Source organism: Bacillus pretiosus (assembly GCF_051294775.1).
GTDB classification, from domain to species: Bacteria; Bacillota; Bacilli; order Bacillales; family Bacillaceae_G; genus Bacillus_A; species Bacillus_A wiedmannii.
On sequence record NZ_JBPPHF010000006.1, the window covers coordinates 230,860 to 242,594 of the forward strand.

9 protein-coding genes and 2 pseudogenes are annotated in these 11,735 nt (G+C 34.8%); all 11 read right to left on the bottom strand.

All coding sequences use genetic code 11. The features are described from left to right. Positions 1-150 precede the first annotated feature (150 nt). Positions 151-330, bottom strand: coding sequence for a thermonuclease (locus ACSG5Z_RS25420; protein ID WP_435712476.1), 180 nt, complete (start codon positions 328-330; stop codon positions 151-153). Positions 331-554: 224 nt separating this feature from the next. Continuing rightward, positions 555-1,439, bottom strand: a complete 885-nt coding sequence (locus ACSG5Z_RS25425) for an Rpn family recombination-promoting nuclease/putative transposase (RefSeq protein WP_000104999.1) — start codon at positions 1,437-1,439, stop codon at positions 555-557. Positions 1,440-2,004: 565 nt separating this feature from the next. Further along, positions 2,005-2,658 (bottom strand): DUF2306 domain-containing protein, encoded by a 654-nt coding sequence (locus tag ACSG5Z_RS25430; RefSeq protein WP_435712477.1) that lies wholly within the window; start codon positions 2,656-2,658, stop codon positions 2,005-2,007. Positions 2,659-2,904: 246 nt separating this feature from the next. Next, positions 2,905-3,857, bottom strand: a pseudogene (locus tag ACSG5Z_RS25435) (hypothetical protein). Beyond that, on the bottom strand, positions 3,857-4,726 hold the full coding sequence (locus ACSG5Z_RS25440) for an RNA-binding protein (RefSeq protein ID WP_435712478.1): 870 nt from the start codon (positions 4,724-4,726) through the stop codon (positions 3,857-3,859). Before ACSG5Z_RS25440 ends, ACSG5Z_RS25435 begins: the two are co-directional and overlap by 1 nt. Before the next feature lie 254 nt (positions 4,727-4,980). Further along, positions 4,981-6,423, bottom strand: coding sequence for a 6-phospho-beta-glucosidase (locus tag ACSG5Z_RS25445; protein WP_330939061.1), 1,443 nt, complete (start codon positions 6,421-6,423; stop codon positions 4,981-4,983). Positions 6,424-6,512: 89 nt separating this feature from the next. Beyond that, entirely contained in the window at positions 6,513-8,396 is a 1,884-nt protein-coding gene (locus tag ACSG5Z_RS25450; RefSeq protein WP_435712479.1) for a beta-glucoside-specific PTS transporter subunit IIABC, read from the bottom strand. A 150-nt stretch (positions 8,397-8,546) separates the two neighbouring features. Continuing rightward, a complete protein-coding gene (gene licT, locus ACSG5Z_RS25455) occupies positions 8,547-9,386 on the bottom strand; it encodes a BglG family transcription antiterminator LicT (protein WP_435712480.1) in 840 nt (279 codons plus the stop codon). Between the two features lie 340 nt (positions 9,387-9,726). Continuing rightward, the gene (locus tag ACSG5Z_RS25460) at positions 9,727-10,323 is read right to left on the bottom strand and encodes a YddI family membrane protein (RefSeq protein ID WP_330939060.1); all 597 of its coding nucleotides are present in this window, start codon (positions 10,321-10,323) and stop codon (positions 9,727-9,729) included. 51 nt (positions 10,324-10,374) lie between these two features. Further along, positions 10,375-10,992, bottom strand: a pseudogene (locus tag ACSG5Z_RS25465) (C40 family peptidase); the annotation flags it as partial. Positions 10,993-11,100: 108 nt separating this feature from the next. Continuing rightward, positions 11,101-11,735: HNH endonuclease signature motif containing protein (locus tag ACSG5Z_RS25470; protein ID WP_435712481.1), on the bottom strand; the 635-nt coding region annotated here is incomplete at its 5' end.

An 11,735-nucleotide genomic window follows, 5' to 3' on the forward strand; every position in this document is an offset into this window, starting at 1 on the left:
TACAGCTACTTTTATTTTATCGGATACTAAACCATAAATTCTAAATAGGAGAATAAAATAAATTGGAGGACTTCATTGTAACACGTATACATAAGTTTTAAATATTAAAATTAAGAAATATTTTTTATATCATAAAAGATCATTTTTCACTTATTTATTCTTATAAGTTTCTGGAATATCAAAAACACCTTGCCCTTCTGCATGCTGTTGTATTCTTTTTTGTACGGTTTGGGCAGGTCTCGAATCATTTATTGTTTGGTTAGTACTGCTACATGCTGCTATTTGAGAAACGAATGCTGTTATACAAGCGATCTTAATCCATGATTTCATCGTAATATCTTCCTTCTACTAAAGGCGTGTAAAGTACTATCTTCATTTTATTCCCGATATTTTTAAATCGTAAAAAGGCAATTGATTTTTTTTACAAAAGGTCAATTGCCTTAAATAATATAGAAAAAGCACTGCTAAAATCTTCAGCAATGCTTTCCCATTAACCGTATATGATAATGAACGTCTAATTTTTCTACTCATGAGTTCTGTATACTCACATATATTTATTTTAGATTTAAGATACGTTCTATTTCCTTCACACTCAACTTACTTGCTTTTGCAATAGTTTCAAGTGGTACACCAATTTCATGCATTCCTCGGATCATCTGCATCTTACCTTGCTCAATCCCTTTTTCCATGCCCTCTTGTTCTGCATGCGCTAACTTAGCTTGTTCATCTAAAAGCAATTTCTCTCGAGCTTCGTACGCTGTTCTAAAAGAAGAATCATGGCTCATATTTTCCCATTTATTTATTGCCTTTTGTAAAATTGGATCTTGATTCATCGCAATCTCCTCCAATGTTTGAGTTAAATGTTCATCTTCATGTGCTGGTAATAATAACATCCAACGAACAAATGTATTTTCCCACGGGTTGACTTTTTCTTCACGCCATTGTTTTACCAATTTCGGTATCTCTACAAAATGGATTTCAATGTCGTCACTTAGGAGTTGCTGCATTTTAGTATTCCATAATTGTCCGATGGTATGAAATGCATCATCCTGAGAAAATAAAATAAAATCTAGTAAGTTAATGGTAATAGTTTTCCGAAGTGAACGATATGGCATTCCTTCTTGCATTTGGGATGTATAAAGTTTACTCCAGTAATATAATGATCTCTTTACCATATCATGTGTATTTCGAAGCTGAATTTCAATATTCACTTGCGTTCCGTTATCTAGCGTTGCTAATAGGTCTAAAATCGATAACTTGTCATCTTCATAAGATTTATGGAGATGTGGATCATCTAATTGTAGTGACGTAATAGGCGCATCTAAAGATTCCTCTAAAATTGCATTTAGGAAACCCGTTAAAATTTCCTCATTTCCTTTTGTTCCAAATAACTGTTTAAAAGCAAAATCAATGCGTAAATTTACTAATTTAGTGGACATGGATTTCCTCTCCCTGTCTATATCATCTCTTATTCTTATTGTACATAAAAAAAGGTAGAACATGCAAACAGACTCTTATGTTATCAGCTTGCCTAAACCCATAAAAACTTGTGATTCCGACTAAAAGCGATTGCAAATAACATCGTTTTGTGCCACAACCTTTATTATTCGTCTCTTCCTTGATTACTCTTTTACTATCAAAATGAAAATGCTAAATTTTCTATGTTTAACATATCCAGTTATCTTTTGCTAGCTGCTCTTTAATTTATGAAAAAAAGATAAGATTCTTTATAATGATTATTCTTTATTTCTCAACATATAGAGTATTGGATTTTCGCTAACAATCCTTTATTATATGAACAAAGAGTAAGGTAAGAGTTACTCTTTGCCATTTTAGGAAAGGTTCTGCCGGAAACAGCAGAGCCTTTTTTCACGGTTTAAAAGTATTAGTACAAAATGAAATTTTCATTAAATCAAAAAAATTCAATAATCTCAACGAGAACAATTATTAAAAAAACATTTAATCGCTAGGGAATTTCTCCCTCAACATTAAATAAGATTTGCATCAAAAATGTAAATCATCATTTCCCTGATATTGTCCTTTATCAAGTCTTTGTCTTATAAATAATTCTGCAATAATTAAATTTGGTACCCACGCTAACCAAGCAATAACAGCGTAACTAAGCTCAAACTGCTCTAATCCAAATAGCAATACAAACAAAGGTAGCCAAATTCTTAATGTAACTGCCGCAAAGGTTAAGGAATAATTTCTGATCATCCAATTCCGATGATCTTGAATTTTTTTATTCTTAACTCTATTTAATGCTTGATATGCTGATGTTAGCCAAAATACGGCTAACAAACCGAAACCAAGCTTTGCTACCAATCCCCCCATAGCGTAAAAGGATAAGTACAGTCCTGAAACGCCGCCTAATAATATACCAGCCATATAGATTCTCCCAACTATTCGATGACGGTTGATATTCTTTCCTCTAAATTTTGTGGATAATGTAAACGGACCAATTACTAATGCTACTATACTAGTTGTAATATGTATAAATAACATAATGTACCAAAAACTACTTAATTTAGATACAGACATAACCTTCATTTTGACAAGTCCTGTTTGAAATCCATCCATAATAAAATATTGGATAACAACATAACCAGCTACTAAAACGGCCAAAAAAGTAAATATAAACCAAATTATTTCATTCAAATTTCCCCCCCTCCTTGCTACATTTAAGGAAATTAGATTATACATTACTGTTCATTCTAGAGAAAAATAGAAAAGCCTTTTGTAATTATCTACTCAATACATTGCTTTTTCATAAAAAAAAAATCTAATTGCTATCTATAAAAGATGAGATTAGATATATTGCAAATAAGGGTTGAGTTGTGAACGTCGATTCATCGTTATTACAACAAAAAGCTGCTTCAGCATATTTACCTGAAGCAGCTCTTGTTATCTCAAAAATGGTAATGGTGCTTGCTGAATTCCGTATTGAGTTGAAATATAAAAAGATTTTGCGAATCCCTCACTGTGAATACATTCGTCTATTACGAGCATGATAGGAATCTTTCGTAAGTCTAACATTAGCTCCTTTCTAACATGTTCTGCTAAAGCGAGGTTTGATATAGATAAAATAAAAATACCTGGTAAACTCTTCGTATTTTCGAAGTACAATAAATTATTTGGTCCATTTTGAATTTGATCTTCCCAAATTTTCAATCGCGATTTTAAGTGCTGTGCATATCGCTGTCCCTGTTGCACCCTTTCAAATATGAAGTTTTGATTTCTCCAACAGCAATGGGATTATATCCATTACCAGTACCTTTTAGCTTTGGATACCAACACCAGTTTTTTAATAACTGTTGGCCTATTGCAAACTCATATTTTATTTGATTCATAGTGACAAATCTTTGTACCCCTGCTACTCCAAGTTTTAACCATTGTTCTGGCTTTAAAGAATAGCTTGTATTACGGTTATGATAAGCCCACATCATCAAATGATCGGCAGTATTTAAAGTGATTGGAGCAGAGGTTTTGGGCTGATCCGGAAATAGCTCCGATTTTATCTCCCATCGACTAACAAATCCATACAGTACCAGTTTTTTCAGCGATTCTGAAACCTGTGACCTACTAATTTTAGATTCCACAAAATTTTTAATTTGAGCTTCAGTAATCGCTAATGAATCCCAAATAAGCTTTAGTATTAAATTGTCTTTTTCATTTATAAAACCTGAATTAATTCTGTCATAAATACTACGTAGATCTGTGAGTGGTTTGAATTTATCTGGAAGAATTGGTCCCCCCTGTAAAGAGGGGTCATCCCAAAGTGATAAAGATTGGTCCCTATTAAGCCAATATTGAACCGCCTTTCCATTCTCTTGTACGGAAACCTGCGGCGCACTCATTAGTTATATAAAAACGCCGTTGGGTCGTTAACTTTTTTACGTCCAAAAGGAAACTTGAAGATAACCCCCGACCCTCTCTCTTTGTCTACATCCACATTCACAATTCTCATACTTACTACTTCATCCAATACTGGCTGTTCGATTGTTTTAGGGACAATTCCTTTAATTGTGCAGCCTTGGTCCAATTCAACAAAAACTCCAAAACGCGGGTCAACATTTACAACTCTCCCTACAATTGTATCCCCTTCAGCTAATTCAGATAATAACTGATAAGGATTTTCCACTGCCGCTTTCCTAGAAACGTGAATTAGTCGTTGCTCAGGATTAAATTGTAGGACCTTAACCGGGATGCGTTCACCAATAGGTGCGTAGCGATCCACAGCGTTTTTATATACTCTTCCATAGTTTAGTTCATGTAATTTCATGAAGCATTCTGCACCATTAATGCGTAAGAATATAGTAGGAACCTGAGCATTCATGTTGTACCCAGTTACTTCTGCTTCGTATGTTAGTTCTTGCAGTCTTTCATCTTGCTCCAATTCTATTAATTCACGAATTAAAGCGTCTGCAGATCTCCTACTTGCTTCTTTTACTGAAACCTGAACTTTATTTACATCTAGTTCATCAGACATTTGAGTAATTACTACGTTAAAAATATTACCTGTGAATTGTGTAATACTTCTAAAAGAGTAATCAGAGAAGTCCTCTTTTTTACAAACACCTATAATCTTACCGTTTTCAAGGGCAAACTCAGCATATTCAGTATCTGGATCGTCTTTATCGTGTCTTTTAACCGTTCTCAATACCGCTTGAATTGGCTCTTTATATCTACGTAGTGCCTGGAGTTTTTCATAAGTTTTTGAATCCATAAAAATATCTCCTCTCTCTTGTTCAATATTTATAAAGTTCAAAAATAATACTTCTACTTGAATTATTGTTACTTTTAGCTAAGAAACTAAGTTTTTTAGAAATATTTTCTAAGTTTTTTAATTCTCTTTATTCTAGACCTGCCCCTTACCTTCCCTAAAGCCCTCGCTAGTGTAGATTCATTCCTTCACATCCGATCGTGACAAATAAAAAAGAGCTACCTTAGTAGCCCTTAATAAAGTAATTAAAAATGAAATTAAAGTTTCTCACCATTTGTTGCAATTACGTTTTTATACCAGAAGAATGACTTTTTCTTCTTTCTTTCTAATGTACCGCTACCATCGTCATGCTTATCCACATAAATAAAGCCGTAGCGCTTACTCATCTCACCAGTAGATGCGCTTATTAAATCGATACATCCCCATGGAGTATAACCCATAACTTCGATTCCATCTTCAATAGCTTCACCAATCGCTTGAATGTGTTCACGAAGATAGTCAATTCTGTAATCATCATTGATTGAACCATCCTCTTCTACCTTATCGATGGCTCCAAGTCCATTTTCCACTATAAATAACGGTTTTTGATAGCGATCATACAGTAGGTTTAATGAGGTTTGAAGACCAACAGGATCAATTTCCCATCCCCATTCACTTGCTTTTAAAAATGGGTTTTTAATTCCACCTATAATATTCCCTGCATTTACCTCATTGGCTTCTTTTTCCTTCTTCTCCGTACGGGACATATAGTAACTAAATGCGATATAATCAACAGTATTTTCCTTGATTAATTCAAGATCACCTTTTTGAATTTCAAGCTTTATTCCATGTTCTCTCCAGTATCGTTTAATAAATGTAGGGTACTCACCCCTTACTTGCACATCGCCGCAGAAGTAGTTAAATAACTGATCTTCCTTTAAAGCATAAAGCACATTTTCAGGATTGCAGTCAGCAGCATAAGTTGGAATATAAACGAGCATGCATCCAATCTGAGCGCCAGGTATCATCTCATGGCAAAGCTGAACCGCTCTTGCACTAGCAACAAATTGGTGATGATACGATTGGAAAGTTGGTTGATAACGATCTTCTTCTTTTTGAATCGCAAACCCTAGTCCTAAAATCGGCATGTGAAGACTACTGTTGATTTCATTAAATGTCATCCAGTACTTCACTTTATTTTTATATCGGTCGAAGAGTGATGTTACATATCTTTCAAAAAATGTAACCACTTCACGGCTTCTCCAGCCCCCATATTCTTTCACAAGATGAATTGGCATCTCGTAGTGAGAGATCGTTACAACTGGTTCAATATTGTATTTATGCAGTTCATCAAACACTCGGTCGTAGAATGCTAGCCCTTCTTCATTTGGAACTAGCTCATCACCTTTAGGGAAAATACGTGACCATGAAATTGACATACGAAATACTTTAAAGCCCATTTCTGCAAAAAGTGCAATATCCTCTTTATAACGATGATAAAAATCAATTGCTTCGTGATTTGGATACGTATACTTTTCTGGATTCAACTCAAAATCAAAACCAGGATCTTTCAGTACACTTAGTCTTACTTTCCCCCCTGGTAATACATCAGGAGTATTTAATCCTTTACCACCTTCAAGATACGATCCTTCTAATTGATTGGCCGCTGTTGCCCCTCCCCATAAAAATCCTTCTGGAAAACGTTTTTCTTCAAAATTCATTATTTTTTCCTCCTTTATATTCATCTAGAACACCTCTAAAATATGTGGAAAATCAATCTTGCTCCTTCCCAGACTTCCTAAATAGACAGTTACATAATTACTGTCAATAAGCCTTCTTTAGAGCGAACAGTGTCTTTACCATTTTCAACAACCTCCACATAGCGGTCGGTGTTTGTAATAATAATAGGGGTAGTAACTGGATACCCTGCTTCTTTAATTTTTTCAATATCAAAATTAACTAATAAATCACCTTGCTTGACCTGGTCTCCTTGTTTAACGACCGATGAATAGTATTTGCCTTCTAATTGGACTGTATTGATTCCGATATGGATTAATATTTCCGCCCCTTCTTCTGACGTGATACCTATTGCATGACCCGTAGGAAAAACAGTGGAAACAACACCATTAACTGGTGATACAGCTTGACCGACAGTTGGCTCAATCGCGATTCCTTTTCCCATTGCTTCTGATGCGAATACTGGATCATTTACTTCTGCTAGTGGCTTAATTTCTCCTGTTAATGGGCTAATAATAACTTCCCTTTTTGCCAATGGCTTACTTGTTTCTGCTTTGTTATCAGCCTCTTTTTCTATGAGCGACTGACTTACTTCTACTTTGTTATCAGATACTACTTTCTTTTGCTTTTTGTCTTCAAATCCAAATATTAAAGTCATTAATGTTGCACCTGCAAAGGCAACACCAATCGCGATGATGTAAATTCCCATGGGTGTGAAAGCCGGTATAGACAACATACTTGGGAATACATACACAAGTGCTTTTACTCCAAGCATGCCATTAATTGCGCCACCAACAGCGGCAGAGATAATAACATACGGAATTGTTTTTTTATAGCGCATCATTAAACCGTATAGGATTGGTTCAGTTACACCGGATAGTAAGGCTGGTATTAATGTTGATCCACTAAGTGTTTTTAAGGATTTGTCCCTTGTGCGTAAAAAAACACCAAATGCTACACCTGCTTGTGCGAGCGGAGCAGCTGCAAGCATTGCAAAGAGCGTACTACCTCCGTGTGCAAGCTGATCTAAAATAAGGGGTACGAGTCCCCAATGCAGACCAAACAGTGTCAAGAATGTCCACCCTGCCCCTACAACAGCACCTGTTAAAATACCACTTTTTGTGCTCAAGAAGTCAATACCTGCGCCAATTGCATTCCCGGCATATACTCCCAATGGTCCAAATGCAATAACTGTAAGTGGAACAATAATCATCAACGATAACATCGGAACTAAAAACATTTGTAAATCTTTATGAATAGTTCTCTTTAGGAATTTGTCTAAAAGAGCATACATACTTACTGCTATAAATACTGGGAAAACAGATGAAGAATACTCCATTAGAACAACTGGAATACCTAAAAAATTAGAGATATCACCAGTTTTGGTTAGCAGACTTGTAAAATTAGGTTCTAACAACGCGGCCCCGATGGTTCCACCAACATAAGGGTTTGCTCCCAACTTTGTCGCAAGTGTAATCCCTAAAAAGATTGGGAGGAAGTAAAAGACAGCGTTTCCAGCCGCAGATAAAATAAGATAAGTTCCACTTTTAGCTGATAGTAACCCAGTCATTGTCAAAATCGTTAACAATGCTTTCAGCATACCCGCTCCCGCCATTGCCCCTAACAATGGGGAAAAACTGCGTGAAATAACTTCAAAAATACGAGCTCCAATACTTCCTTTTGACTCATCTGGTGAATGAGCTTCCATATCCGCATTTGAAATTTTTGTAATTTCTTTATATACCTCCGAAACATGGCTTCCTATCACTACCTGAAATTGTCCTCCGTTCTCCACAACACTTAAAACCCCATCCAAATTCTGTAGGGCTGACTTATTTGCTTTAGTCTTATCTTTTAATTTAAAACGTAAACGAGTAGCACAATGAACAAGATTGGAGATGTTTTGTTCTCCACCAACTAATTCGACTATGGTTTTTGCAAATTTACTGTAACTCAAATCGAACACTCCTTTTTTAGCAATATTCATTGCTAGGTTATTATTTATTGCTAAGTTGCTACAAATGAAAAATGAGAATACAAAAAACCTAAACCAAACAATCAATTTTGAATGCTTGATTTAGGTTTTGCCCGTAAGGTTACAACCCTATTATCTTTCGTTATTTTTGACCACTCTTTCAATATGAATGGTTAAATAAATTACTTCTTCTTCCGTTAACTCATAGGTATAGTTATTTTCAATAAACTTCTTTATTTTTTGTGAACAACTAAATGCCTCTGGATATTTTTTCTTAATTACAAAATATAAATCATCATCAGTTGAACTATTATAATGATTTCCTTTAACCAACCGCTGTGCGAAAAACTTTAGATGTGTAATAAAACGATAATATGTTAATGCATCTTCATTAAATTCAATCTTAAAATGGTATCTTACTATCGTTAATATTTCTTGCATCACTTTAGTCATGCTTTGTACAACTGGCATCTCTTCATTTAATTCAGCATTAACAATATGAAGGGCTAAAAAACCAGCTTCATCCTCTGGTAAAATAACACCAGCATGTTCACAAATGATGTTTAAAGCTTCTAATCCAATTTCATATTCATCTTTGTATAATTGCCTCGTTTCCCAAAGCAATCCATTCTTTATAGGCAGATTTTTTTTGTAACGCTCAATAGCAAAATGAATGTGATCCGTTAAATGAATATAAATACTATCGTTTAACTTTTTACCTAATTTCGTTTTTGCATATGAGATAATTTTCTCGGATAATTCCATATACTCAATTGGCATATCAGAAATTAAAGTTTTGAACTTTTTCATGATATCTTCGTTTTCTAAAGTGAAAATTTTATCTATCTGTTGTTCGTTAATTTCATGACCAATGCGTTTATTAAAAGCTATTCCACGGCCGACAATGATAACTTCCTGATTGTCTTTTATTGATATGACTGCATTATTGTTTAGTATTTTTTCGATTTTCACTTTATCACCTCTGACATAGAAAAAGGCAAAACCCTACCTTTTTCTAAGGTAATCGGTTTTGCCTGATCTAACAGTTACAATCCGTTCTGTATGCGCTTACCTCAAGATACCATGTTTTTTTTATAGTTGCAATAATTTTTTTTGTTATTATTAAGCATTTCTTTTGTCTTAAATTTTTATTCTAAATTACCCGCGTTTGCCTCCTTTTTAGTTTAAGGAAAACATTCAATCTTTATAGTTTGATGAACATACATTTCTAAAAAATTCACCCTACCTCTAATAAACATAAAAAGAAAAGATGGCTGTAATCAGATTTTATTCTAAATAATAGTACTTTGATTTACGGCATCTGATCCCTTAAATCAGCTAGTGGGATAACCTTGTCAACAAGCCATAACTTCTTATTTCCATCATAGATAAGATTTATTTGCATTAATGACATATTATCAGATGAAACACCATTAACTGTAATTTTACTTTTCACTTTTGCTAATACATTTGCTTTTGTAGTATCCAAAAATGCATAATACAACTCACCACCTGTGTATTCAGATTGAAATGAAACTTTCTTCTTTTCTTTCTCATCTCCAGTTCCAGGAGCAGATTGCGTTGGTCCACCTGGTGGTGTTAATTCTTTCTTTGCATTTGGTGTTATATATGCATCAATATTGGCAAGGTATGATTCGCCTTTACCAGTATCATAAGTACGAAAAGCTTTAAGAAATCGTTCTGCAGCTTCTTTTACTTGTTGTTGATTGTTACTCTTTAGAGCTGACAATTCCTTTTTCGTATCGTTGTATTGTGCCTCCACCTTTTCCACTTTTTTCGTTAATTCTATATTATCAGTTTTAAGTTTTTCATTATCAGATTGATATTTTATTAAAAACCCTACACTAGCTATTAATAAAATTGCTATTATAATGATGATTTTCTTCATGATTTACCTCCTTTTCGCAGTTTCATAAGTTGCTAGATGTTACATGCATTATTATCTAACTACACGACCATATTCCGCAAAATGCTGTTGAAAATATGGTTTACCTAAATCAGCATAGCCAATCGGATCGCCAGCATGATACATTGTATTATTTCCTACATAAATGCCAACATGCGTAATGTAGTTACTTGTAGCATAAGTACTATGGAAAAACACTAAATCTCCTGGCTTAGGATCTGTTATACGTTGGGTTTTATCCCATTGGGTTTGTGCAGTACCAAATAAATTAATACCAACTCTTGAATACGTATACTCAATAATTCCACTACAGTCAAATGACGTATTTGGTGTTCGCCCTCCAAACACATATGGCCATCCTTGATACTTTAGTGCTTCTGTCATAATTGCTTGGAATACATCATCACCTAAAACGCTACCACCAGCAATTCCACCAGAACCACCAGGGGTTTGACCAGGTTGATAGTATCTCATAATATGTGGGACATAGTCTGGATCACCATAACACCAATTATTAGCTACTGCCTCTTCACTTCGCCACAAACCACATTTATACCCATTTTTAGCTGATTGCTCTGCAGAAAATGCCCTTGCATTCTCGTGAGTATATCCACCTTTTGAAACTGCATAGTTAGCGTAGCCAGTTCCGTATAGTGATAGGTAAGGATTTGAAGTTATCTTCACCTTTTCCCCCACTTCACACCGTACGTGAGAGTTTCCCCTCATACGGCGTTCCATCTGATTCAATTGACCTAACTTTTATATTAAAGAGAAGATAGGTGCTCGATTCGCAAGTATTCTTAGCTTATCGAACCTTTTCTTCTTTTCTTCTTCTATTTCATAGTTAGCTAAGATGGATTTTGCCTTCTCTGAATCATCATGATGAATTGCGACATGTATATCTTCTAGCACAATTATCAGGTTTTCAAAGTCGTCTTTCCCGCCAAATTCCAACGGAATTTTATGGTGGCAGTGCCAACCAATTAGACCCAATTCCTGTTTTGTAATTGCACATCTTCCATACTGTGCTACAAATTTTGAAATACGATTGTCGTTATATTCTACGGTTCGATGATTCATATAAAATCGTTGCACATGTCTAAGGGTTTCTTTATCAATAGCTTTCAAGGTATCGTGAATTTCCGCCCTACCTTCTTCGGTATAATTTGAAATAGATTGGGTAAAATTCCTTGCTGATTTATGCTTTTGTGCGTGAATCGGGATTAGTACAATATCTTGAATTTTATAGAGTTTCGGATTATAGTTTCGATACCTTTTTCTCAAAGTGGATGACATATCGTGCTTAGTGGCTCTTTTCCAATCTCGCCTCAGTCGGTTATAGAGTGTTCTTATGAGATGGCAACTCATTTGGTCTAAATCTTTATTAATATGGG

Bases quoted from the DNA above. Each gene is read 5' to 3' on its own strand.
- ACSG5Z_RS25445 (WP_330939061.1), bottom strand. From the start codon at position 6,423: ATGAATTTTGAAGAAAAACGTTTTCCAGAAGGATTTTTATGGGGAGGG.
- ACSG5Z_RS25460 (WP_330939060.1), bottom strand. From the start codon at position 10,323: ATGAAGAAAATCATCATTATAATAGCAATTTTATTAATAGCTAGTGTA.
- ACSG5Z_RS25440 (WP_435712478.1), bottom strand. From the start codon at position 4,726: ATGGATTCAAAAACTTATGAAAAACTCCAGGCACTACGTAGATATAAA.
- ACSG5Z_RS25420 (WP_435712476.1), bottom strand. From the start codon at position 330: ATGAAATCATGGATTAAGATCGCTTGTATAACAGCATTCGTTTCTCAA.
- ACSG5Z_RS25425 (WP_000104999.1), bottom strand. From the start codon at position 1,439: ATGTCCACTAAATTAGTAAATTTACGCATTGATTTTGCTTTTAAACAG.